The sequence below is a fragment of the Parasporobacterium paucivorans DSM 15970 genome, assembly GCF_900141895.1.
In the GTDB taxonomy this organism is placed as follows: Bacteria; Bacillota; Clostridia; order Lachnospirales; family Lachnospiraceae; genus Parasporobacterium; species Parasporobacterium paucivorans.
This window is the reverse complement of the sequence record NZ_FQYT01000004.1, coordinates 62462-86968: the sequence shown is the minus strand read 5'-3', so window position 1 is coordinate 86968 and position 24507 is coordinate 62462. Positions and strand designations below refer to the sequence as shown.

The window sequence follows — 24507 nt, the reverse complement described above, 5'->3', positions numbered from 1 at the left end:
AGATGTTTAATGGTTTACGAAAATATGTGATTTTGCATTAACAGATTAAATATAATATTTTAATAAGTGGGAGGTACTTTCATGAACAGAGGTACAGTAAAATGGTTTAACAGCCAAAAGGGATACGGATTTATTACAAACACAGACACAGGTGAGGATGTATTTGTACATTTCTCAGGAATTGCCAGTGACGGATTCAAAACACTGGAAGATGGCCAGGAAGTTACATTTGAAGTAACCAAAGGTGCACGTGGAAATCAGGCAGTTAACGTTCAGTTAGTGTAATTGCTCAAATAAAGTTTCGCGTATCAGGCGGGTGTGAAGCACCCGCTTTTTTTGTGCGTCAAAAAGCCTGTCTGCGATACTTTTATTGTGTTTGAAAAATAGGGGTGTTATAATTTAAGCAATAATGGAAAGGGTGGGCAAAGGCATGATAAATCTTGAGAAAATCGAATCAAATCTGATGAACAACATCAGACGGGCAAGAGAAAACAAAATTATTATTCCGACCTTTGAACAGATGAAAAATCCGGATAAAATTCCGGAGAGGATCAAAGAGAGGCTCAAGACGGCCGGACTGTGGGACATTAACCCCTTGAACCTCTTCAGAATCACCTGGAAAAATGAACCCCAGGAGACAGGAGGGCTTTTCGGGGACGTGAATTATATAGAGCTTCCGACCTCTCTGACTGGTGTGGAGGCAAGGATTGTGTGTCTGGTGGGGAAATGGTTCCCGACCGGATGCCATAAGGTCGGAGCTGCATACGGATGCCTGGTTCCCCGGCTCGTCACCGGGCAGTTCGATACAGATTACCATAAGGCTGTATGGCCCTCCACGGGAAATTACTGCAGGGGAGGGGCATTTAACTCCAGGCTCCTGTCCTGCCACTCCATTGCCATCCTGCCGGAAGGCATGAGCCGAGAACGTTTTGAATGGCTCAGGACCATTGCCGGAGAGGTCATTGCCACGCCGGGCAGTGAAAGCAATGTAAAAGAGATTTTTGATAAAACATGGGAACTTCGGAGGACCAGAAAGGACTGTATGATTTTCAACCAGTTCGAAGAAATGGGGAACCATCTGTGGCATTATGAGGTCACAGGAAGCGCTATGGAAGAGACATTCCACAAGCTGGAGGGCAATAAAAAAAGATTTTCCGGTATCTGCGTCACATCCGGCTCTGCCGGAACTACCGGAGCCGGAGACTATCTGAAGGAGAAATTCCCCCTGGTAAGGGTGGGCGTTGGGGAGGCCCTGCAGTGCCCGACCCTCCTGAACAATGGTTTTGGAGAACATAGAATTGAGGGTATCGGGGATAAGCATGTTCCCTGGATTCATAACGTGAAAAATACCGACATGGTGCTGGCAATTGATGACGAGGACAGCCAGAAGCTGCTCCGTCTCTTCAATGAAAAAGAAGGCAGGAAGTATCTGGAAAATGAGGCAAAGGTTTCTAAGGAAACTCTTGCCGCACTGGAATTATTTGGGATATCCGGCATAGCCAATGTCCTTTGCTGTATCAAAATGGCAAAATATTATGAAATGGGTTCAGAAGATGTAATCATGACAGTTCTTACAGATTCTTCTGTTATGTATGGTTCCCGCGTAAAGGAGCTGGAGGAAGAGGATGGTCCATATTCACAGCAGATGGCTGCCATAGACCATAATGTGCACATGCTGGGCATGAAAACGGACAATCTGGAAGAACTGACTTATACGGCCAGGAAGCGGATTCATAACCTGAAATATTACACCTGGGTTGAACAGCAGGGCAGGACGGCAGAGGAACTCCGGGCATTATGGTATGACCAGGAAGGAACCTGGGGCGCGGTGCACGCACAGACCGGGGAAATTGACCGGCTGATTAACGAATTCAATGAGCGGGCGGGAGTTCTGGATAATATGTAAGCAAAGGCGGTGGATCTTATGAGACAGGTAATATCTGCAGTATGCATATCCTGCGGGGCTGAATATGAAGCGACACCCACAATAACCACATGCAGGAAATGTGGGGGGATACTGGACATAAAATATGACTATGGATACATCAGGCAGGTACTGACCAAAGATAAAATCGCCTCCAGGGAACAGACCATGTGGAGATACAGGGAGCTGCTTCCGGCAGAAGGCGAGGACAGGGTGCGCAGGCTGCGGGTTGGCTGGTCGCCTTTATATGAAACCCCTCTTCTGGCGGAGTCAATCGGTATAAAGCGGCTCCATATCAAAGATGACGGTATCAATCCTACAGCCAGCCTTAAGGACCGGGCTTCCGTCATGGCGGTTGTGAAGGCTGCGGAAGCGGGTCTTCGTACCATAGCCTGCTCTTCCACTGGAAATGCCGCTTCCTCCCTGGCCGGAAGCTGTGCGGCGGCAGATTTTGAATCCTATATCTTTGTGCCGCAGCGTGCTCCGGAGGGGAAGCTTGCCCAGCTTATGATGTTCGGTGCCCATGTGTTCCTGGTGGAGGGGAATTATGAGGATACCTTCCGGATTTCTGCAGAAGGCATTGAGAAGTACGGCTGGTATAACCGGAATGCAGCGATTAATCCATACCTGGTGGAGGGAAAGAAAACAGTTTCCATGGAAATCGCCGAGCAGCTTGGGTATGAGATGCCGGATTACATCGCTGTATCCGTGGGGGACGGCTGCACCATTTCCGGAGTATGGAAGGGATTGAAGGATCTTTATGCAATCGGATTTATAAACAGGCTTCCGAAGCTGATCAGCGTACAGGCACAGGGCTGCTGCCCCGTCAACAGGGCGGTTGAGGAAAACGCCCCTGTAAGACCGATGGAAGAAAACACCATCGCAGACAGTATCGCCGTAGGCGCTCCCAGAAACCCGGACAAGGCAATCCGTGCCATTAAGGAATCCGGCGGAATTGTCATAAATGTCAGCGATGAAGAAATCATGCAAGCCATGCGGCTGTTAGGGAGAACCTGCGGGGTATTTGCAGAGCCGGCGGGAGCAGCCGGTACGGCGGGGCTGAAAAAGGCAGTGGAAATGAAAAGGATTCTCCCAGGCGCCACCGTGGTCAGCCTGGTCACAGGCAACGGACTCAAGGATGTGGCAAACGCCATCCGGGCTGCGGGAAAACCGAAGGCCATTACACCGGACATGGAATGTCTGGACAGGGCGCTGAAGGAGGTAAGAATATGATTCTTATTGGCAACGGACGGATGATAACCAGGGATCCGGCGAATCCGTATTATGAAAACGGAGCAGTGTGCGTAAAGGGAAATGTCATTGTGGAAGCAGGAGATTTCATACAGCTGAAGGGGAAATATCCGGAAGCGGAATTTTTGGATGCGGTTGGCGGCGTAATTATGCCGGGACTGATCAATACCCACCACCATATATACAGCGCCATGGCCAGAGGGATGTCCATCCCGGGATATGCCCCAAAGAATTTTTCTCAGATTCTGGAAGGCCTGTGGTGGCGTCTTGACAGAAAACTGACCCTGGAACAGACTTCTCTTTCGGCCTGTGCGACCTATCTGGACTGCATCAGGAATGGCGTGACCACGGTTTTTGACCATCACGCAAGTTATGGATCCATAAGCGGGAGCCTGCAGACCATTGCAGAGGCGGCCCGAAGGATGGGAGTTCGTACCTGCCTCTGCTACGAAGTATCCGAAAGGGATGGAGAGGAAAAAGCAAAACAGGCCGTGAAGGAAAATTTTGATTTCGCAGAATACGCACAGAGCGAAGGGGGAGACATGCTGAAGGCCATGATGGGGCTCCATGCTTCCTTTACCCTGTCTGATCAAATTCTGGAATATATCGTTTCAGAAAATAAAAAGGGCATCGGATATCATATCCATGTAGCGGAAGGCATCGCGGATGTGGAGGACTCTCTGAAGAAATACGGGATTCCGGTGGTGAAAAGACTCGAAGACAGAAACATTCTGGGGTCCAAAACCCTTGCAGTCCACTGCGTGCACATTAACGAGGAGGAGATGGATATACTTAGGGAGACGGAAACCGTGGTAATCCATAACCCGGAATCCAACATGGGGAATGCCGTGGGCTGTCCGAAGGTATTGGACATGTATGCAAAAGGAGTGCTTCTGGGACTTGGAACGGACGGATATACATCCGATATGATGGAAACCATGAAGACGGCCAATGTCCTTCATAAACACGATACGAAGGATCCCGGTGCGGCCTGGGGGGAGGTTCCGGAAATGCTTTTTGCCAATAATGCCAGGATTGCCGGAAGGTTTTTTGATACACCGCTGGGCGTTCTGAGACCAGGTGCGGCGGCGGACATCATTGTCACGGATTACATTCCCCTGACGCCGATGACTGGGGAGAATTACAATTCCCATATCCTCTTTGGAATGAGCGGGAGAAGCGTCGTAACCACCATGATAGACGGAACCATTCTTATGAAAGACAGGAAACTCACACAGACCGATGAAGAGGAACTGCTTGCCAGATCCAGGGTCCAGGCAGCCGGTTTATGGGAGTCAATACGCGGGATCGACAGGTAAAGGGGGAGAAACAATGGGCGACAGGATGGTGCCGGTTTCATTCGATAGGCTTATGGACCGGATTCTGGAAGAATATGAAAAGCTGGGAACAGTATTTTCAGTCAGGAAGCAATATGTAAGCCCTAAAGATGTATATTACAGCATTTTCGGAGAAAAACTGGAAGGTGTTTGCGGACCGGCCGCCGGACCACATACACAGCTTGCCCAGAATATCATTGCAGCTTATTGTGGCGGAGCCCGTTTCTTTGAACTGAAAACGGTCCAAACCCTTGACGGAAAAGACCTTCCTGTATCCAAACCCTGCATTAAGGCTGACGAGGAAGGCTATAACGTGGAATGGTCTACGGAACTGCGTGTTCCTGAGGCCATGGAAGAGTACATCAAAGCCTGGTATGCCCTGAAACTTATCTCCAGGGAATTCGGTTTTGGAGACCCAGATGGCTTTGTCTTCAATATGAGTGTTGGATATGATCTGGAAGGTATCCGATCGGATAAAATCGATCGATTCATCGAAGGCTTGAAAAATGCCGGGACTTCAGGAATCTGGAAAGAATGCAGCAGTTATGCCCGGGAAAACATTTCCCGTTTTAATCATATCGATGAAAAGTACCTGGATGAAATGTCTGACCGAATCGGTATATCTGTAACCCTGTCCACTCTTCATGGATGTCCCCCTGAGGAAATAGAGAGAATTGCTGTATATCTGATAAAGGAAAAGGGGCTGAATACTTTCGTAAAGTGCAACCCAACCCTGCTGGGCTATGAATTTGCACGGAGCACCCTGGACGGGATGGGATACGGCAATATGATATTTGATGACCACCATTTCCGGGATGATCTGCAATACCAGGATGCCGTACCCATGTTTGAAAGGCTGATGGATCTGGCGGAGAAAGAAGGTCTGTCTTTTGGGGTAAAGCTGACGAATACCTTGCCGGTGGACATCAGAAATAAGGAGCTTCCGGGAGAAGAAATGTATATGTCCGGAAAGGCACTGTATCCCCTGACGCTTGCCCTGGCAGACAGACTGACCCGTTCGTTTGGCGGAAAGCTGCGCATATCATTTTCGGGAGGAGCGGATTTCTTTAATATTGACCGGATTGTAGAGACCGGAATCTGGCCGGTAACCATGGTCACTAATCTGCTAAAACCAGGGGGATATGACCGCCTTGTCCAGATTGCAGAAAGTCTTGACCAGATACGGAGGATAGACGCCGGGAAAAACATAGAATTTAACGGAATTGACCAGGGGAAGCTTCATGAACTTTCCGTCAATGCACTTACCGATATACATCACACACAGAATATCAAACCCAGGGAGCCTTTTAAATCCAGTCAATCCCTTCCCATCACCGACTGTTTTGTGGCCCCCTGCGAGGGAAGCTGTCCCATTCATCAGGATATTCCCTATTATATAAACCTTGCCGGAGCGGGCAGATACAAAGAGTCTCTTGAAATTATAGTGAACCGGAACCCCCTGCCCTTCATAACCGGGTCTATCTGCACCCACAGATGCATGAGCCGCTGCACAAGAAATTTTTATGAGGAAACCGTTCAGATCCGGAAAGTCAAACTGGAAGCGGCCTGGCGGGGATATGAGGAAGTTATGGATGAAATCCGCCCATCCGGGAAAAGAAATGATATCAAAGCGGCCATTATAGGGGGAGGTCCCGCAGGAATTGCTGCGGCTCATTTTCTAGCCAGGGAAGGAGCTCTGGTAACCATTTTTGAAAAAGAAGACTGCCTGGGCGGCATTGTCAGCCATGTGGTGCCGGAGTTCAGGGTTTCCAGGGAAATCGTGGAAAAAGATGTTTCTTTTATCCGCCGGCTGGGTGTGGAGATTCTGACGGGAACGGAAATCAGAGGTGAGAAGGATCTTGCCGGTCAGGGGTTTACCCATATCGTACTTGCTATAGGGGCAGACAATCCCGTCAAACTGGACATTCCGGGGGCAAAACCTTATTATGCCATTGATTTCCTGAAAAAAGCCAGAAAGAATGCCGTGGAACTTGGGAAAGACGTAATTGTAGTCGGAGGCGGAAACACCGCCATGGATGTGGCCCGGGCGGCGAAGCGGCTTCCGGGAGTCGAAAGTGTATCCATGGTTTACCGTAGGGATAAGCGGCTGATGCCGGCAGATGAAGAGGAGTATCTTTTGATTCGGGAAGACGGCATTTCATTTCTGGAAAGGCTGGCTCCGGCCGCCTATGATAACGGGATGCTGAAATGCGAGAAGATGGGTCTGGGAGAACCCGATGATTCCGGGCGCAGGAGACCTGTAGGAACAGGAGAATTTGTGGAAATGCGTGCGGATGACATCATCATAGCGGTGGGAGAAATGCCTGACGAGGAATATATAAAACAGAACTTCGGGCCGATGGCGTTCCTGGCAGGTGACTGCAACGGGAAACCCAAAACCGTAGTCGAGGCGATATCTGACGCCAGGGATGTTGCGGACAGGATATTAAATGCTCCAAAGATAGAACCTTATAAATGCAAGCTGACGGAAAAAACCGAAAAAAGCATCCATAAAAAGAAAGGTAGGATGGCACATTCAGGTGCCGGTCCGGAATCGGAAAGATGCCTGCAGTGTTCTTATATCTGCGAGAATTGCGTCGATGTATGCCCTAACCGGGCAAATGTGGAAATTCTGACCGGCACGGGCGGGATGCCCCAGATACTGCATCTGGATGATCTTTGCAATGAATGCGGAAACTGTGCGGATTTCTGTCCGTTTGCAGGACGTCCATACAAGGATAAACTCACCCTTTTCGGCAGCAGGGAAAGAATGGAAGACAGCGGGAATCCTGGGTTTTTTGTGGTCCGGGAAACAGGAGACGTAATAAAAAATCAGGGGCTGCTGCTGTCCGAAAATGCAGTTACCGACAGTATAATCCTGGCTGTGAAAGAAAGATACGCGTATTTATTGTGAACATACATCGGGGGCTTAATATATGGAGACAGTAATCAAGGGCGGTATGATTATAACTGATAAAGAGTGCTTTAAGGGAGACATCCTGATAGCAGGAGAAAAGATTGCAGCTGTTTCGGACAGTATTTCCGAACAGGGCAGAGAGGTTCTGGACGCGTCCGGACAATATGTTTTCCCCGGTTTTATAGATGCCCACACCCACTTTGACCTGGAAGGGGCGTGCCGGACGGCAGATGACTTTTATACAGGAACCAGGGCGGCCATAATCGGTGGGACCACCACCATACTGGATTTTGCCACACAGGACAGGGGAGTCTCTTCTCTGGAAGCCCTGCAGAAATGGCATGTCAAAGCTGATGGAATCTCTTCCTGCGATTACGGCTTCCATATGTCTTTCACGGAGTGGAATGAGAATCTGGCCTGTGAACTGCCGGTTCTGGCCGGGATGGGAGTAACATCCTTCAAACTATACATGGCGTATAAAAATCTTATGGTGGATGATGACACGCTGGCAAAGGTTATGGCGGCTGTAAAAGTTACCGGTGGAATCACGGGGGTTCATTGTGAGGAAGGCGACAGGATTGATCAAAATATCCAGAAGCTCCTGAAGGAAGGACATACTTCCCCCCGGTACCATCCTGTCTCACGGCCTCCGGAAACAGAGGCCGCCGCAATCAGAAGATGTATCCGTGCGGCCCAAAGGGCAGGAGCACCTGTGAATATCGTGCACCTGAGCACAAAGGCCGGACTGGAGGAAGTCAGAAAGGCCAGGCTGGAAGGGCAGAAGGTCTATGTGGAAACATGTCCCCAGTACCTCCTTCTGGACGACAGGAGCTATGACACGAAGAGTGAATTCGAGGGGGCAAAATATGTGCTTTCTCCGCCCCTGCGGAAACCGGAGGACCGGGAGTCCTTATGGAAAGCATTGGCCGACAATACGGTGAATACAATTGGCACCGACCACTGCAGTTTCAATTTCAGCGGAGATAAGGAATTGGGCATAAAGGACTTCAGCAAAATCCCCAATGGAATCCCGGGAGTGGAGCATAGGCCGGCTCTTCTCTACACGTATGGTGCCATGCAGGGGAAAATCTCCCTGAACCGGATGGTGGAGCTTCTGTCCGTGAATCCGGCGAAGCTCTTCGGATTGTACCCCAGGAAGGGAACCCTGCAGGCAGGCTCGGATGCGGACATCGTGATATGGAATCCGGAATCTGAATGGGAAATCCGGGCTGAAGACCAGATCCAGAATGTAGACTATACTCCTTACGAAGGCATGAAGGCTGACGGCAGGGCACGCACCGTATTCCTGCGGGGAGTGAAGATTGTTGATGATTACAAAATCATTTCTGAGAAAAAAGGGAAGTATATACATAGAGGGAAAAGCATTCCGTTTTGATCATCTGAAGGAGGGCACTGTATGTTTACAATAAAAATTAACGGGAAAATACATTCTGTTTCAGAGGATAAAAAGCTGATGGATTATCTGCGGGATGACCTGCAGATCCTTTCCGTAAAGGATGGCTGCGACGAGGGAGTATGCGGTGCCTGCACGATATTGGCCGGCGGAAAGCCTGTCAAAACCTGTGTGCAGAAAATATCCCGGTTTACGGATAAGGAAATTCTTACGGTGGAAGGATTGGAGGAGAGGGAAAAGGAGGTCTATGTCCATGCTTTCGGGGAGGCAGGAGCTGTCCAGTGCGGATTCTGTATTCCAGGTATGGTCCTTTGTGCAAAGGCTTTGCTGGATGTCAATCTTAATCCCTCCAGGGAAGATGTGAAGCAGGCCATACGGGGCAACATTTGCCGGTGCACGGGATACGTCAGGATTGAGGAAGCCATTCTCCTGGCCGCCCAAATATTCAGAGAAAATCTTTCCATTGAAAAATGTTTTCACAAAGCCCATCTTTCAGAACCGTTTCCACGTGTGGATGTGAAAGAGAAAGTCCTGGGATATGGATTGTATGCCGATGACATACAAATGCCGGGAATGATATATGCCAAGGCCCTGCGGTCCCGCTACCCAAGGGCGAGAATAAACCGTATAGACCTGTCGAAGGCCCTGGCCCATCCGGATGTGATACGGATACTTACAGCGGTAGATGTTCCGGACAACAAAACCGGTCATTTGAAAAAGGACTGGGATGTCATGATCCGGGAAGGCAGCATAACCAGATATATAGGGGATGCCCTGGCTCTGGTGGCTACAGGAAGAAAAGAAAGTCTGGATGAAGTGCTGGGGCTGATTGAAGTGGACTATACGGAAATGGAACCGGTTACAGATCCGCTGGATGCACTGAAACCGGGTGCTCCGCTGATCCATGAGGATGGGAATATACTCCGCAGGGAATTTCTCAAACGGGGCGATGCAGACGGTGTGATTGCAGCTTCCAGATTCAAGGTGACGCGGAAGTACTCCACCCCCTGGCAGGAACACGCTTTTCTGGAACCGGAGTGTGCGGTGGCGGTTCCGGATGGTATTGACGGACTCATTGTCTATACGGGGTCCCAGTCTGTTTATGATGAACAGAGGGAAATAGCCGGGATGATGAAACTTCCGGAGGACAGGGTTCGATGTGTTTCCATGCTGGTCGGGGGAGGCTTTGGAGGAAAAGAGGACATGAGCGTCCAGCACCATGCGGCTCTGATGGCGTGGTACACGAAGCGCCCCGTGAAGGTGAAATTTTCCAGACAGGAAAGCCTGAACTTCCACCCGAAACGCCATGCCATGGAAATGGAGTTTACGACGGCCTGCGATGAAGAGGGAAACCTTACGGCCATGAAGGCGGAATTAATTGCAGACACCGGGGCATATGCATCCCTTGGAGGACCTGTCCTTCAAAGGGCCTGCACCCATGCGGCAGGTCCCTACAATTGTCAGACGGTCGATATAACCGGTATTGCTGTATATACAAACAACGTAGTATGCGGAGCCTTCCGGGGGTTCGGGGTGGCACAGAGCTGTTTTGCAACGGAAAATAACATCAATGAATTGGCAGCCATGGCGGGAATCTCTCCCTGGGAATTCCGATATAAAAATGCAATCCGTCCAGGACAGGTGCTCCCCAATGGCCAGATTGCCGATGAGAGCACGGCTATGGCAGAATGTCTGGAGGCGGTGAAGGAAACATTTGAATCCAGTCCATATGCGGGTCTGGCTATTGGAATGAAAAACAGCGGGACAGGCATAGGCCTTCAGGATACCGGAAGGTGCCTGCTCAGCATTGAGGATGGAAAGGTGCACATCCGGACTTCTGCAGCCTGCATGGGCCAGGGAATTGCAACCGTATGTACCCAGATCTTATGTGAGACAGCAGATCTTGATCCGGAAGAAACGATTCACGAAAGACCGGATACGGTCAGAACACCGGATGCAGGAACCAGTACAGCGTCCAGGCAGACGGTCATTACCGGAGAGGCTGTACGGCGGGCGGCTGGCCTGCTGAAGGAAGAACTGGTTTTGGGGAGTACCTTGTCTGAGCTGGAAGGGGAGGAGTACTATGGGGAGTTTTCTCCCAAAACAGATCCCATGAATTCCGGAAAGGAAAACCCCGTCAGCCACGTCAGCTACAGCTATGCCGCCCAGGTAGTCATACCGGACGAAGCAGGAAAGATAAAGATGGTTCTGGCCGCGTATGATATTGGAACCGTGGTAAATCCGAAATCTGCCCTGGGCCAGATTGAAGGTGGCATCGTCATGGGAATGGGATACGCCCTGACGGAAGAATTCAGAATGAAGGACGGATATCCGCAGACGAAATTCTCTTCTCTGGGACTCATGCGGGCGACACAGATTCCCGAAATCAAAACTGTATTTGTCCAGGGAAAGGGCAGGATTCCTTATGCCTACGGTGCGAAGGGCGTAGGAGAATTATGTCTGATACCTACAGCTCCGGCCTGTGCCCTGGCTTATCAGAGGCTGGATGGAAAAGCCAGGAGCAGCCTTCCTTTAGAAGGAACATTTTACAGGAAATAAAAAAAGGTTTGGGAGGGATAGTATGCGGGACATTTCGGATGCGGTAACAAAGAAGGATCATTATGAGAAGGTTTCGGGCACCGCCAGATACATAGCCGATTATGATGTGAAGGACGCGCTGACGGGCAAATTTCTCTATTCGGACAAAGCAAATGCCAGGATTGCTGCAATTTCCCTGCCTGAGTTTCCGCCCGGATATTCATGCACTGGGGGGAATGATGTACCTTCTATCAATGAGGTTATCATAGTAGAGAAGGATATGCCGGTGTTTCCCACGGAATATGTCCGCTACATAGGGGAACCAGTCCTGCTGGTTACAGGTCCTGACCCGGATGTCATAGATGAACTGATAGCTGCCATAGAGGTTGTTTATGAGGAAGAGCCCCCTGTGTACTCCCCGGAGGAAGCCAGCGAAATACATTTCGAATATGGATACACAAAAGGGGATGCGGACAAAGCTTTTCTGGAGGCAGATGAAATATTGGAAGAGATATTCCATACGGGCTATCAGGAACAGGCGTACATGGAGCCCCAGGGTGTGATTGCGTCTTATGAAGATGGGAAGGTTACCGTGAAAGGCTCCATGCAGTGCCCTTACTATGTATTCAGGGCCGTGAAGCATACGACAGGTCTTGGGGACGACCGGGTGAGAATTATACAGACAACCACAGGCGGTGCCTTCGGAGGCAAGGAGGATTATCCTTCCATGCTGGCCTGCCGGGCCGCAGTGGCAGCAATACGGCTGGAAAAGCCGGTACGGATTATCCTGGAAAGAGCAGAAGATATGGCATCCACCCCCAAACGGCATCCAGCCCGCCTCAGATACAGGAGCGCCGTCAGCGGAGGGCGGGTTACCGCCATGGAAGTGGACGTGCTGCTCGATGGGGGAGCCTATACGACCCTTTCCGCCGTTGTTTTGCAACGCTCCCTTATTTCTGCAGCAGGAGCCTACGATATCCCTAATCTGAAGGTGTCCGGACGTGTGGCAAAGACCAATTCCGTTCCGAGCGGGGCATTCAGGGGATTTGGAGCCCCACAGAGTTTCTTTGCGGTTGAAATGCATATGAACCATATAGCTGGAAAGCTGAAGGAAGACGTTCTGGCATTTAAAAGGAAACATCTGGTCAGGCAGGGAAGCGCTACCTCCACGGGAGGAATTTTCAGCGATCCTGTCATTCTGGAGGAGATGATAGAGAAGGCAGCAGATATGTCAGGCTATACAGATAAAATGAACCTGTATGGAAAGATGAACGGAAGATACAGAAAAGGAATAGGGATATCCGTGTTCTTCCATGGCTGTGGATTTACCGGAGCCGGAGAAAGGGATATCATCAAGGCCAGGGTCAGGCTGGATAAAAGTCCGGACGGCCGCGTGGAGATCCTGGTATCCAATACGGACATGGGGCAGGGGACCAAAACCACCTTCAGCAAGGTGGTGTCTTCCGCATTGGAAATTCCGATGGATGATATCCTTATTGAAAATCCGGACACGGACAGGGTGCCGGACTCAGGCCCGACGGTGGCATCCCGTTCTATCATGGTGACAGGCTACCTTTTGGAAAAAGCGGCCAAACGGCTGAAGGCCGAATGGAAAGAGGGCGAGAGGCAGCTGGTTGAGGAAAATTACGTGCATCACGAAAACGTTCCCTGGGACATGGACAGGTTTTTTGGAGACGCATATCCGGCGTATTCCTGGGGTGTCAATATTATAGAAACAGAAGTGGATATGGCTACGCTGCAGCCTGAGATAAAAGGAATATGGGCTGTGTTTGATGTTGGAAAACCGATTGATGAGACCGTGATGAGAGGCCAGGCAGAAGGTGGGCTTCTTCAGGGAATCGGGTATGGTTCCATGGAGAAAATGACGCTGAAAGACGGAAGGATATGGCAGAGCCGTTTTACGGATTACATGATTCCTACGTCAAAGGACATCGTAAATATGAAATGTGAATTTATTGAAAATGCATACAGATTCGGTCCATCCGGAGCCAAAGGCGCCGGAGAGCTTCCATTGATCGGCGGAGCGCCGGCCTATGTGGCTTCCGTGGAAAATGCGATAGGCAGGGAACTCTGCAGCGTGCCGGCAACGCCGGAAAGCATTATGGAGACACTCCGGAAGGGAGGAACAGAGTGATAGAATTTGAGCTGAATGGAAAAAAGGTAAAATCAGAACGGCCGGCCTCCCACAGGCTACTGGACGTGCTGCGGGAAGAGTTCAGGCTTACGGGAGTAAAGTGCGGCTGCGGAGAAGGGGAATGCGGAGCCTGCAGTGTTTTCATGAACGGGGAGCTGGTAAACTCCTGTATTCTTTCCATGGGACGGATAAGGGGACAATCCATCATCACCATAGAAGGGTTTCGGGAAACAAAGCGGTTTGCTGTGCTCCAGGATGCCTATGATAAGACCGGGGCAGTGCAGTGTGGATTCTGTACCCCGGGGATGATCATGGCAAGTGAGGCACTTTTGTCGCGGGTACCGGATCCGCAGGAGGAAGAAATACGGGATGCCCTTTCAGGAAATTTGTGCAGATGTACGGGATACAATATGATTGTAGATGCAGTTCTGCTTGCGGCGAAGGAGGGAAAAGGAATATGGTAGAAGCTTATTTCCCGGAAAATCTTCCGGAAGCCCTCCGCATACTGGGGGATGAAGATGTCATTCCTTATGCGGGCGGTACAGATATAATGGTAGGAAAAAGCTTCAAAAAGCCCTTTCTGTACCTGGACAAGATCAGCGAACTGAAGAAAGTTGAAAATCTGGAAGGGAAAATCCGGATAGGAGCCTGCTCTACCTACGCAGCCCTTCTTAGGGATGAAAGAATCCCGAAGGTGCTGAAGGAATCCATACGCCAGATAGCCTCCCCTTCCATCAGAAATCTGGGGACGATAGGCGGGAATATATGTAACGCGTCTCCTGCAGGAGATACGCTGCCCATTCTATACGCCCTGAATGCGTACCTGCGTCTGGAATCAGAAAACGGCTTCCGGGAAATACCAATCAGAGAATTTATTACCGGGGTGAAAAAGACTGCCAGGGAAACTTCGTGGCTGCTGACGGAAATCATCATACCCAGTGGGGAATACGAATATTCCTATCAAAAAGTAGGCGCCAGAAGGGCGCAGGCTATAGCAAAGCTTTCTTTTGTCGGGATTCATGAACTGACGGCGGGTATCGTATCGGATATCCGGATTGCCTTTGGAGCTGTAGGAACAACCGTGCTGCGGGATCAAAAGGCAGAAAAAGAATTAATCGGTAAAAAAGCTTCAGATATTGACATTCCAGCGACAATTCAATACTATGAGAAAATAATCCGTCCCATTGATGACCAGCGGTCTGAAGCTGTATACAGAAAAACGGTCTGTCTGAACATACTTAGGGAATATCTGGAAAACGAACTTACGGAAGGAAACAGGCAATGAATATCAGACATCTTTTGCTCTATCGGAATTTTGAGGAGCAGGAACTATTTAATGGTATAACAGAACTAATGGAAATTTCAGAAGGTGAGGACCTCTCTTTTAAAGAAAATACCGGGGAGCTGTACAAGTATGCGAATCAGCTGATAGAACTGGCTGGGCGCTTTGGCTTCAGAGGAAATATCTGGAGGAATTTTCTTGCATATATTCTGGCCAATCACGAAAATGCTTTCAGCACCTCCTGCGAGATCACAAGAGAACCCCTGGAGGGATTGAAGAAAATCGCATTGAACGATTTTGGGATTTTTAGGGAACTTTTCTGCTTCGATATAACGAAAATCGACCGGGCCTTCGGTGTGAACTGCTTTTCCATGCTGGAAAATTTTGAAAACAATCAGGTAGAGAGCAAGGTTTACAACTGCGGGATAAGAGACAGTATCTGTCAGCTGGGAACAGACCTGTTCAATGCGGAAGATGCAAAGGCATACTATGAGATCATAACAGACTTCTATCATAGCCACGGAGTGGGAATTTTGGGCTTGCACAAAGCATTCCGCCTAAAAGAGGAGGCGACAGGATTTCGGGTGATGCCCGTCAACAATACGCAGACTATCCAGTTGGATGATATCATAGGATATGAGCTGCAGAAGAAAAAGCTGACCGACAATACCAGAGCTTTTGTGGAAGGGAGGCCGGCAAATAATGTGCTTCTTTTCGGGGACAGCGGAACCGGAAAATCATCTTCGGTCAAAGCCATCCTGAATGAATATTATCCCCAGGGACTTAGGATGGTGGAGGTATATAAGCATGAATTCCGATATCTGTCGGAACTGATTGAAAAAATCAAGGACCGGAATTACAGATTCATCATCTATATGGATGATTTATCATTTGAAGACTATGAAATAGAATATAAATACCTGAAGGCAATCATAGAAGGCGGAATTGCAATAAAACCGGATAACGTCCTGATTTATGCGACCTCCAACAGAAGACATCTGATACGGGAAAAATGGAGCGACAAGGAAGAGCGGACCCAGGATCTGCATACTTCAGACACAGTACAGGAAAAACTTTCCCTGGCCGCAAGATTTGGCGTGTCCATATACTTTGGCTCGCCGGACAAAAAAGAATTTGAAAGAATAGTTCTGGAGCTGGCTGGAAGACACGGGCTGGATACGGACAGAGAAGAGCTCTTGAGGGAAGCAAATAAGTGGGAAGTAAGCCATGGAGGACTCTCAGGAAGAAGTGCCGCCCAGTTTGTGAGCTTTATGCAGGGGAACTCAAAGAAATAACATGTGCGGTTGCATTTTCCCCTAAATATAATTATAATGTTATGATAACAGCGAAGAAAACAAAACGAATTACTCTTTGGAGAGGATCAGGATGAAGGAAATCATTGAAGAAAATGTAAATAAGGTGAGTTATGATGGCGGGGAAAGCTGTCCCGTCGACTTTGCGAGTCCCGAGGAATTATACAATACCTTAATCAGCAGAATCCGCAGGTACCATCCCTCGACGGATATCTCAATGGTGGAAAAAGCATATAAGATTGCATCAGATGCACATGGGGACCAGGCCAGAAAGTCCGGGGAACCATATATCATTCATCCTTTGTCCGTGGCTATAATTCTGGCCGACCTGGAGCTTGACAAGGAAACTATCGTGGCGGGCATTCTACACGATGTTGTTGAAGATACCGTTCTGACCACCGACCAGATAAAGCAGGAATTTGGTGAGGATGTTGCATCCCTGGTGGATGGAGTGACAAAACTTACCAAATTATACTATTCCATGGATAAAGTGGAGGTTCAGGCAGAAAACCTGAGGAAGATGTTTTTGGCTATGGCAAAAGACATCCGGGTAATCCTGATTAAACTGGCCGACAGACTTCATAATATGCGCACCCTTCAGTATATGGATCCGGAAAAGCAGAAGGAAAAAGCCAAGGAGACGATGGATATTTATGCTCCCATCGCCCAAAGACTCGGTATATCAAAAATCAAGATTGAGCTGGATGATCTTTCTCTGAAATATTTGAAACCGGATGTGTATTATGATCTGGTGGATAAGATTGCTCAAAGGAGAGATGAGAGGGAACAATTCGTTCAGGACATCGTAGAAGACGTAGGTAGCCACATCCTGAATGCAGGCATCAAGGCAGATATTGACGGAAGAGTGAAACATTTTTTCAGCATATACAGAAAAATGGTCAACCAGAACAAGACCGTCGACCAGATTTATGATCTGTTTGCCATCCGGATTGTAGTGGAGACTCTTAAAGACTGCTACGCTGCTCTGGGTGTCATCCATGAAATGTATAAGCCGATTCCGGGCAGGTTCAAGGATTATATTGCCATGCCCAAGCCCAATATGTACCAATCCCTTCATACGACCCTGATTGGTCCGAACGGGCAGCCTTTTGAGGTCCAGATCCGGACCTATGACATGCATAAGACGGCCGAATTTGGTATTGCCGCCCACTGGAAATATAAAGAAGATCCAAACGGTGTGAATACAGTTAATAATGAAGAGGAGAAACTCGCCTGGCTGCGCCAGATTCTGGAGTGGCAGAGAGACATGTCCGATAATAAGGAATTTCTGAGCCTTCTCAAAAACGATCTGGATCTTTTCTCGGAAAGCGTATATTGTTTCACCCCGCAGGGAGATGTTAAAAATCTTCCAAATGGCTCGAATACCATCGATTTTGCATACAGCATACATAGTGCGGTGGGAAACAAAATGGTAGGTGCAAGAGTCAACGGGAAAATGGTGAATATCGATTATGTCATTCAGAACGGGGACCGGGTTGAAATCATCACTTCCCAGAATTCAAGGGGACCGAGCATGGACTGGCTGAATATCGTAAAAAGTACCCAGGCCAAAAATAAAATCAACCAGTGGTTTAAGACGATTTCCAAGGAAGACAACATCCTCAAGGGAAAGGAACTGATTGACAAATACTGCAAAGCAAAGAGCGTCCCTGTAAAGGAAATTTTCAAGCCTGAATATATGGAAAATGTCATGGCTAAGTTCGGATTCCGGGACTGGGAATCCATTCTGGCCGCCGTTGGACATGGGGGGCTTAAAGAAGGGCAGATTGTAAATAAACTGCAGGAAGAATATAATAAGAAACACAAAAAACAGATTACAGACGAGGAAATCCTGGAAACCATTTCAGCTTCCAAGGACAGGCCAAGGCCAAAATCCAAGAGCGGAATTACGGTCAAGGGTATTGATGACATTGCAGTGCGCTTTTCCAAATGCTGCAGTCCGGTGCCGGGAGATGAAATTGTTGGTTTCGTGACCAGGGGAAGAGGTGTATCCGTACACAGGACGGATTGCGTGAATGTGATGAATCTTCCGGAGATTGACCGCGAGAGGCTTATAGAGGCTGAGTGGCAGAAATCGCAAGATGAAAAATCAGTGGAAAAATATGTCACGGAAATCACCATATATGCCAATAACCGGATAGGTATTCTTGTGGATATAACGAAAATATTCACAGAAAGAAATATTGACGTGATCAGTGTCAACAGCAGGACCAGCAAACAGGGTCGTGCCACAATCACTATGAGCTTTCAGATTGCCAGCAAAGACGAACTGAGCAGACTGGTCACAAAAATCAGAACAATAGAAAGCGTTCTTGATGTTACGAGAATTGCGGGATAGGAGTTAATATACAATAATGAAAAAAGCAGAAATAAGGGGACTAAGATTGGGCCCGCTTTTTACGAATACATACTTCGTTGCAAACACGGAAACGAAGGAGGCCTTCCTGGTAGACCCGGCGGATGACCCGGGCCGCATAGCAGAAATGCTCGAGGACAATGACTGGAATCTGAAGGCAATCCTTCTGACCCATGGACATATTGACCATATCGGGGCAGTGGACGAAGTGAGACGTTCTTATGGGGTTCAGGTATATGCACATAAGGACGAGGTGGATGTGCTGAGCAGGCCAGAATACAACCTCTCTACGATGCTGGGATACACTCTGACTGTCAAGCCGGACGTCCTGGTGACGGACGGACAGATGCTGGACATTGCCGGTCTGTCTATAAAGGTAATCCACACCCCCGGACACACCAGGGGGGGATGCTGTTATCTGCTGCAGGAAGAAAAGATTCTGCTGAGCGGCGACACCCTGTTCTATTCATCCTATGGACGGACTGATTTCCCGGGAGGAAGCGAAAGTGCTCTGATGAGGTCCATCAAAGAAAAGCTGCTGACCCTTGATGACGATATTACCGTTTATCCAGGTCATGAAATGATAACCAAAATAGGCGACGAAAAAAGATGGTATTAATCAGATTTAGCAAACCAGATTTTGAGTATGACGTGCAGTCTCTTGTGAAATCCTTCTATCCGGAAGAGGAAGTAAGTGTTGTCCTGAAGGAGGGAGCCCGTCTTCTCATAAATGTGGAATATTTCCCGGATTCTGTAGCAGTGAAAATGGAAGATGCACAAGGGGTAACCCGGGAGGAGACAGAGGCTGACAGCAGCGACAGAAAACAGATAAAGAACAGATTGAAGACTCTTCTTTACAGGATGCTGCGTGAAAAAACGGGGACAGATCTCCCCTGGGGAACTCTTTCTGGAATTCGTCCAACGAAGATCCCACTGAATCTATATGAGGAAGGCCGGGATGAGGAATTCATACGGTCCTATATGAAAGAGACGTATCTCGTCAGTGATGGAAAAATTCAGCTTAGCATGGAAGTGGCCAAAAAGGAACTGGAGGTGCTGAAAAATACCGATTACAAAAACGGATACAGCCTGTATATTGGGATACCCTTCTGTCCGAGCATCTGCTCCTACTGTTCATTCAGTTCATATCCGATTGGAAGATATGAATCCTTTGTGGAGCCATACCTGGAAGCTCTGAAAAAAGAGATTGATTATGTGGCCAAGGCCTACAAGGATAAAAAAATCAATTCCGTATATATAGGTGGGGGAACCCCCACTTCCCTGAGTGCCGGACAGCTGGATGCGTTGCTGGCTGTAATTACAGCTTCCTTTGACTTATCCCGCTGCCCGGAATTTACGGTTGAGGCCGGGCGGCCGGACAGTATAACGGCTGAAAAACTGAACGTCATAAAAAAACATGGGGTTGACAGAATTTCAATCAATCCCCAGACCATGAAGCAGGACACCCTGGATATTATAGGACGGAACCACTCGGTTTTGCAGACGAAGGAGGCTTTCCGTCTTGCCCGGGAATGCGGCTTCACCAACATCAACATGGATCTGATTATCGGGCTTCCCGATGAAACCAGGGATGACGTCCGAGATACCATGGACGAAATACTTTTACTTGCTCCAGACTGTATAACCATCCATTCTCTGGCAATTAAGCGTGCTGCCAGAATGAATACGGAAAAGGAAGAATATAAGGATTACACGAATACAAATAATGAGGAACTGATGGATTTGACCGCAGAATATGCCGACAGGATGGGGCTGGAGCCTTATTATCTGTATCGGCAGAAAAATATGGCAGGTAACATGGAGAATGTGGGATACGCTGCCCCAGGCAAAGCAGGAGTCTATAATATTCTGATGATGGAAGAGAAGCAATCCATTGCAGCCTTGGGAGCGGGAGCCGTCTCAAAAATCGTCTATGAAAATGGCCGGATTGAAAGAATCAGCAATGTCAAGAATGTGGAACAGTATATCGAGAGAATCGAAGAGATGATACAAAGAAAAGCAAATTATTTTGAGGCAGGTGAGTTATAGTTGAACGGGATATCCGAACATGAATATCAGCGAACGGAACTGGGAAGAAATATGAAAGTGCTGATCCAGCATGGAATTGCGGTCAGCCAGTACTCCCATAAGCTTGCTATGGAGCTTGGAATGGAGGAGAAGCAGTGTTACGATGTGGCGGTGGCCAGCCTGCTTCATGACGTGGGAAAATTAAGACTGTCAGGCTATTCCTGTGCAGATGAAGGACTGACGTTTGAAAATTCAAAATATACCAGGATGCATTCGAAATTCGGTTATGAGCTATTGAAGGAAAAAGACTATTCAGAGGAAATACTGCAAATGGTCCTTCACCATCACGAAAATTTTGACGGAACGGGTTATCCGGACAATCTCAAAGGGGAGGAAATCCCTGTGGGCGCACGAATCATACGGATATGCGACAGCTTTACGGCATTGCATTCCGGACGTTCCTATCGGGAAGCCTTTGGACAGGAAGAAGCCCTGCATATAATGATTGATGAGGTGAAGAACTTTGATCTGCAGTTTTTTCTGGCATTTCAAAGAATGATAAATGTTCAGGATGCGGAAGAATTTCTAATAGAAAAGAGGATTAAGTGATATGATTACACAGGCACCCAGAGGCACTCAGGACTGGTTTGGCGAGGAAATGCACAAGAGAACGGCTGTCGAAAAAATATGCAGGGATCTTGCCAGAACATATAATATAAAGGAAATCATTACCCCGATGTTTGAACACACGGTGTTGTTTCAACGGAGTGTAGGGGAAACCACCGATGTCGTACAGAAGGAAATGTATACCTTCATGGATAAAGGAGACAGAAGCATAACTCTGAAGCCGGAAGGGACAGCGGGAGCTATCCGGGCTTATATCGAACATGGGATGCATTCCCAGCCCGGACCCACAAAACTGTTTTATGTTACCCAGGCCTTCCGGTATGAGAAACCTCAAAGCGGGCGCCTCCGTCAGCACCACCAGTTCGGAGTGGAATTCATCGGTTCAAAAAGCCCCATGGTTGAAGCCGAGCTGATCAGTCTGGTATCGACCCTCATAAAACGACTGGGACTCAAAGACGCCAAGCTCCACATTAACAGCATAGGATGCAGCAAATGCCGAATCACCTATAATGAGGCGCTGCTTACATATCTGAACGAACATAAGGATGAGCTGTGTTCCACCTGCCAGGAAAGAATGCTGAAAAATCCGCTGCGTGTAATTGACTGCAAGGCTGAATCCTGCAGAAAAATCATCAAGGACGCTCCGAGAACCATCGATTACCTGGATGACGAGTGCAGGGAACATTTCGAAGAGCTGAAAGAGATACTGACAGCACTGAATATTCCTTTTGAAATTGATACAGGAATCGTACGCGGCCTTGATTATTACACGAAAACGGTTTTTGAATTTGTAAATAAAGAAGGATTCACCCTTTGCGGGGGCGGAAGATATGACAACCTTGCCTTTGAAATCGATGGAAAACAGGACATTCCTTCTGCGGGCTTCGGCATGGGTATAGAAAGAATATTATTTTTCCTGGATCAGGAAGGCGTGCAGCTTGAAGCAGAGCCGCCGGTACAGCTTTATGTGGGGGTCATGGGAAAAGATTCTAAAATCGAATCCTACAAACTGGTACAGGCTCTCCGTGAAAAAGGAATTATTGTAGAAACGGATTACATGGACAGAAGTGTCAAGGCTCAGATGAAATACGCCAATAAAATCGGGGCACTTTATACGGTTGTTATTGGAGAGGATGAGTTAAAGACCAACACCGCCAGCGTAAAAAACATGGAAACGGGAGAAGCGCTCAGCCTTCAGATTGATAAAATTCAAGAACTATTTTAAGGAGAGAAGAAATATGGCAGAGACAATGTCCGGGATGACGAGAAGTCACAGGTGTACGGAAGTATCAAATGAAAATACAGGAGAAACGGTCACCCTCATGGGTTGGGTACAGAAAAGAAGAAATCTGGGGAGTCTGATCTTTATAGATCTACGGGATCGTTCCGGTATCATCCAGCTGATTTTTGATGAAAATGAAACGGATAAAGACGGATTTGCCAAAGCGGAGACCCTGAGAAGCGAGTTTGTTATCGCTGTCGCTGGAACAGTCCGCATGCGTGAAGGCAACGTCAACAGCGGTATGGCAACAGGAGACATCGAGGTGGTAGTCAAAGAGCTTCGAATCCTTTCCGAATCGGAGACTCCGCCTTTTCCTGTTGAGGAGGGTGTCAATACGAAGGATGAGCTGCGCCTGAAATACAGATATCTGGATTTGAGAAGACCGAACCTGCAGAGGAATATAATCCTGCGAAGCCAGGTTGCTACGGGAATCAGAAAATTTCTGACAGAAGAAGAGTTTCTGGAGATTGAAACCCCTGTGCTCACCAAAAGTACGCCGGAGGGAGCCAGAGACTATCTGGTGCCGAGCCGTGTGCATCCGGGCACGTTTTACGCTCTCCCACAGTCTCCCCAGCTGTTCAAGCAATTGCTGATGTGCTCCGGATTTGACAGGTACTTCCAAATTGTAAAATGCTTCAGGGATGAAGATCTGCGGGCTGACCGCCAGCCGGAATTTACACAGGTGGATATGGAGCTTTCCTTTGTGGATGTGGATGATGTAATTGACCTGACGGAACGTCTGATTGCCAATGTGTTTTTGGAAAGCATCGGGGTGGAAGTACAGCTTCCGATGACCAGGATGACCTACAAAGAAGCCATGGAACGTTTCGGATCGGATAAGCCGGATACACGTTTTGGAATGGAATTAAAGGATCTGACAGATGCGGTGAAGGATTGCGAATTCAAGGCTTTTACGGACATACCCGGGGACGGAAGCGTAAGAGGCATAAATGCCGTGGGTCAGGGCGGCACGAGCCGAAAGAAAATCGATGCCCTGGTTGAGTATGCAAAAGGCTTTGGGGCAAAGGGCCTTCCGTATTTGATCATCAATGAAGATGGAAGCTATAAATCCTCTTTCTCCAAGTTCATGACCCAGGAAGAAATGGAAGCAATAGCAGCCGCTATGGAAGGAAAACCGGGAGACCTTATTCTTATATCCGCGGACAGCAATAAAGTTGTATTTGATGTTCTTGGGAACCTGCGGCTTGAGATTGCAAGAAGCCTGGAACTTTTGGATAAGGATCAGTATAATTTTCTCTGGGTTACAGAATTCCCGCTGCTTGAATGGTCTCCGGAACAGGATCGCTTTACGGCAATGCACCATCCTTTCACCATGCCGATGGAGGAAGATCTCCCGCTGATCGATACAAACCCTGGCGCAATCCGGGCAAAAGCCTACGATATCGTATTGAATGGAACCGAACTGGGAGGCGGAAGCGTGCGGATCTACCAGAATGATGTCCAGGAGAAAATGTTCAATCTACTGGGATTCAGCCAGGAGGAGGCCTATGATAGATTCGGTTTCCTGCTGAATGCATTCAAATACGGAGTTCCTCCCCATGCCGGCCTGGCATTGGGATTTGACCGGATGATGATGCTGATGACGAAGGAAGACAGCATCCGGGACGTGATAGCATTCCCGAAAGTCAAGGATGCTTCCTGTCTCCTGACGGCGGCGCCGGGAGCGGTAGAAGAAAAACAGCTGGCTGAGCTGTGCCTCAAAATTGATAAAAGTGAAAAAGAAGGACAGCAATAACCTGAAAAGCGAGTATGGCGGGGATTCCCAGGACAAATTTCATGTGTCTGGTTTTGTGATGAAAGATTTTCATGGCAACCCAGACACCCGGACTTCCTCCAACGAGGGCTGACAGGAACAGGGTCCGCTCCGGGATGCGCCACTGTCCAAAACGGGCCTTCCTTTTGTCCAAGGCAATCAGGATAATTCCGGTCATATTGATGAGCAACAGGTACAGGATAAGCATTTTATAGATCATAACGGCTCCATTCATTCATTTTCTAGAATTATATAACAGAAATGAATATGTATAAATGAAATTATATT

At 48.3% G+C, this 24507-nt stretch carries 18 protein-coding genes; 17 read left to right on the top strand and 1 reads right to left on the bottom strand.

Translation table 11 applies throughout. The features are described 5' to 3' along the window. Positions 1 to 81: 81 nt before the first annotated feature. The 17 genes from BUA79_RS02430 to aspS all read left to right on the top strand — a co-directional run bounded on the left by BUA79_RS02430 (position 82) and on the right by aspS (position 24201). Positions 82 to 285 (top strand): cold-shock protein, encoded by a 204-nt coding sequence (locus tag BUA79_RS02430; RefSeq protein ID WP_073992780.1) that lies wholly within the window; start codon positions 82 to 84, stop codon positions 283 to 285. A 145-nt stretch (positions 286 to 430) separates the two neighbouring features. Further along, positions 431 to 1906: a pyridoxal-phosphate dependent enzyme gene (locus BUA79_RS02425; RefSeq protein WP_073992779.1), complete on the top strand. Its 1476-nt coding sequence runs from the start codon at positions 431 to 433 to the stop codon at positions 1904 to 1906. Positions 1907 to 1924: 18 nt separating this feature from the next. Next, a complete protein-coding gene (locus BUA79_RS02420) occupies positions 1925 to 3157 on the top strand; it encodes a threonine synthase (RefSeq protein WP_073992778.1) in 1233 nt (410 codons plus the stop codon). Continuing rightward, positions 3154 to 4494, top strand: coding sequence for a putative aminohydrolase SsnA (ssnA, locus tag BUA79_RS02415; protein ID WP_073992777.1), 1341 nt, complete (start codon positions 3154 to 3156; stop codon positions 4492 to 4494). Before BUA79_RS02420 ends, ssnA begins: the two co-directional genes overlap by 4 nt. A 13-nt stretch (positions 4495 to 4507) precedes the next feature. After that, positions 4508 to 7426 (top strand): putative selenate reductase subunit YgfK, encoded by a 2919-nt coding sequence (ygfK, locus tag BUA79_RS02410; protein ID WP_073992776.1) that lies wholly within the window; start codon positions 4508 to 4510, stop codon positions 7424 to 7426. A 22-nt stretch (positions 7427 to 7448) separates the two neighbouring features. Continuing rightward, positions 7449 to 8825 carry a dihydropyrimidinase gene (gene hydA / locus BUA79_RS02405; RefSeq protein ID WP_073992775.1) on the top strand — a complete coding sequence of 459 codons (1377 nt, stop codon included), beginning with the start codon at positions 7449 to 7451 and terminating at the stop codon, positions 8823 to 8825. Between the two features lie 21 nt (positions 8826 to 8846). Further along, positions 8847 to 11402: a selenium-dependent xanthine dehydrogenase gene (xdh, locus tag BUA79_RS02400; protein ID WP_073992774.1), complete on the top strand. Its 2556-nt coding sequence runs from the start codon at positions 8847 to 8849 to the stop codon at positions 11400 to 11402. Between the two features lie 22 nt (positions 11403 to 11424). Beyond that, positions 11425 to 13536 carry a xanthine dehydrogenase family protein molybdopterin-binding subunit gene (locus BUA79_RS02395; RefSeq protein ID WP_073992773.1) on the top strand — a complete coding sequence of 704 codons (2112 nt, stop codon included), beginning with the start codon at positions 11425 to 11427 and terminating at the stop codon, positions 13534 to 13536. Beyond that, positions 13533 to 14000, top strand: coding sequence for a (2Fe-2S)-binding protein (locus BUA79_RS02390; RefSeq protein WP_073992772.1), 468 nt, complete (start codon positions 13533 to 13535; stop codon positions 13998 to 14000). Before BUA79_RS02395 ends, BUA79_RS02390 begins: the two co-directional genes overlap by 4 nt. Continuing rightward, positions 13994 to 14821 carry an FAD binding domain-containing protein gene (locus BUA79_RS02385; RefSeq protein WP_073992771.1) on the top strand — a complete coding sequence of 276 codons (828 nt, stop codon included), beginning with the start codon at positions 13994 to 13996 and terminating at the stop codon, positions 14819 to 14821. Before BUA79_RS02390 ends, BUA79_RS02385 begins: the two co-directional genes overlap by 7 nt. Continuing rightward, positions 14818 to 16113 carry an ATP-binding protein gene (locus BUA79_RS02380; RefSeq protein WP_073992770.1) on the top strand — a complete coding sequence of 432 codons (1296 nt, stop codon included), beginning with the start codon at positions 14818 to 14820 and terminating at the stop codon, positions 16111 to 16113. Before BUA79_RS02385 ends, BUA79_RS02380 begins: the two co-directional genes overlap by 4 nt. 91 nt (positions 16114 to 16204) lie before the next feature. Continuing rightward, positions 16205 to 18490 (top strand): RelA/SpoT family protein, encoded by a 2286-nt coding sequence (locus BUA79_RS02375; RefSeq protein ID WP_073992769.1) that lies wholly within the window; start codon positions 16205 to 16207, stop codon positions 18488 to 18490. Positions 18491 to 18506: 16 nt separating this feature from the next. Further along, complete coding sequence (locus tag BUA79_RS02370; protein WP_073992768.1) at positions 18507 to 19127, top strand: MBL fold metallo-hydrolase; 621 nt, start codon at positions 18507 to 18509, stop codon at positions 19125 to 19127. Further along, positions 19118 to 20557, top strand: a complete 1440-nt coding sequence (hemZ, locus tag BUA79_RS02365; RefSeq protein ID WP_073992767.1) for a coproporphyrinogen dehydrogenase HemZ — start codon at positions 19118 to 19120, stop codon at positions 20555 to 20557. The genes BUA79_RS02370 and hemZ overlap by 10 nt, the downstream gene beginning before the upstream one ends. After that, on the top strand, positions 20558 to 21145 hold the full coding sequence (locus tag BUA79_RS02360) for an HD-GYP domain-containing protein (protein WP_073992766.1): 588 nt from the start codon (positions 20558 to 20560) through the stop codon (positions 21143 to 21145). A 1-nt stretch (position 21146) separates the two neighbouring features. Continuing rightward, complete coding sequence (hisS, locus tag BUA79_RS02355) at positions 21147 to 22388, top strand: histidine--tRNA ligase (protein ID WP_073992765.1); 1242 nt, start codon at positions 21147 to 21149, stop codon at positions 22386 to 22388. 13 nt (positions 22389 to 22401) lie between these two features. Next, entirely contained in the window at positions 22402 to 24201 is a 1800-nt protein-coding gene (aspS, locus tag BUA79_RS02350) for an aspartate--tRNA ligase (protein ID WP_073992764.1), read from the top strand. Here aspS and BUA79_RS02345 read toward each other — a convergent pair. Further along, a complete protein-coding gene (locus tag BUA79_RS02345) occupies positions 24164 to 24454 on the bottom strand; it encodes a DUF1294 domain-containing protein (protein ID WP_242941627.1) in 291 nt (96 codons plus the stop codon). The genes aspS and BUA79_RS02345 overlap by 38 nt on opposite strands. Positions 24455 to 24507 lie beyond the last annotated feature (53 nt).

Excerpts from the sequence above, each read along its gene's own strand:
- BUA79_RS02430 (WP_073992780.1), top strand. The coding sequence starts at position 82 with ATGAACAGAGGTACAGTAAAATGGTTTAACAGCCAAAAGGGATACGGA.
- BUA79_RS02425 (WP_073992779.1), top strand. The coding sequence starts at position 431 with ATGATAAATCTTGAGAAAATCGAATCAAATCTGATGAACAACATCAGA.
- BUA79_RS02420 (WP_073992778.1), top strand. The coding sequence starts at position 1,925 with ATGAGACAGGTAATATCTGCAGTATGCATATCCTGCGGGGCTGAATAT.
- ssnA (WP_073992777.1), top strand. The coding sequence starts at position 3,154 with ATGATTCTTATTGGCAACGGACGGATGATAACCAGGGATCCGGCGAAT.
- ygfK (WP_073992776.1), top strand. The coding sequence starts at position 4,508 with ATGGGCGACAGGATGGTGCCGGTTTCATTCGATAGGCTTATGGACCGG.
- hydA (WP_073992775.1), top strand. The coding sequence starts at position 7,449 with ATGGAGACAGTAATCAAGGGCGGTATGATTATAACTGATAAAGAGTGC.
- xdh (WP_073992774.1), top strand. The coding sequence starts at position 8,847 with ATGTTTACAATAAAAATTAACGGGAAAATACATTCTGTTTCAGAGGAT.
- BUA79_RS02395 (WP_073992773.1), top strand. The coding sequence starts at position 11,425 with ATGCGGGACATTTCGGATGCGGTAACAAAGAAGGATCATTATGAGAAG.
- BUA79_RS02385 (WP_073992771.1), top strand. The coding sequence starts at position 13,994 with ATGGTAGAAGCTTATTTCCCGGAAAATCTTCCGGAAGCCCTCCGCATA.
- BUA79_RS02380 (WP_073992770.1), top strand. The coding sequence starts at position 14,818 with ATGAATATCAGACATCTTTTGCTCTATCGGAATTTTGAGGAGCAGGAA.
- BUA79_RS02375 (WP_073992769.1), top strand. The coding sequence starts at position 16,205 with ATGAAGGAAATCATTGAAGAAAATGTAAATAAGGTGAGTTATGATGGC.
- BUA79_RS02370 (WP_073992768.1), top strand. The coding sequence starts at position 18,507 with ATGAAAAAAGCAGAAATAAGGGGACTAAGATTGGGCCCGCTTTTTACG.
- hemZ (WP_073992767.1), top strand. The coding sequence starts at position 19,118 with ATGGTATTAATCAGATTTAGCAAACCAGATTTTGAGTATGACGTGCAG.
- hisS (WP_073992765.1), top strand. The coding sequence starts at position 21,147 with ATGATTACACAGGCACCCAGAGGCACTCAGGACTGGTTTGGCGAGGAA.
- aspS (WP_073992764.1), top strand. The coding sequence starts at position 22,402 with ATGGCAGAGACAATGTCCGGGATGACGAGAAGTCACAGGTGTACGGAA.
- BUA79_RS02345 (WP_242941627.1), bottom strand. The coding sequence starts at position 24,454 with ATGAATGGAGCCGTTATGATCTATAAAATGCTTATCCTGTACCTGTTG.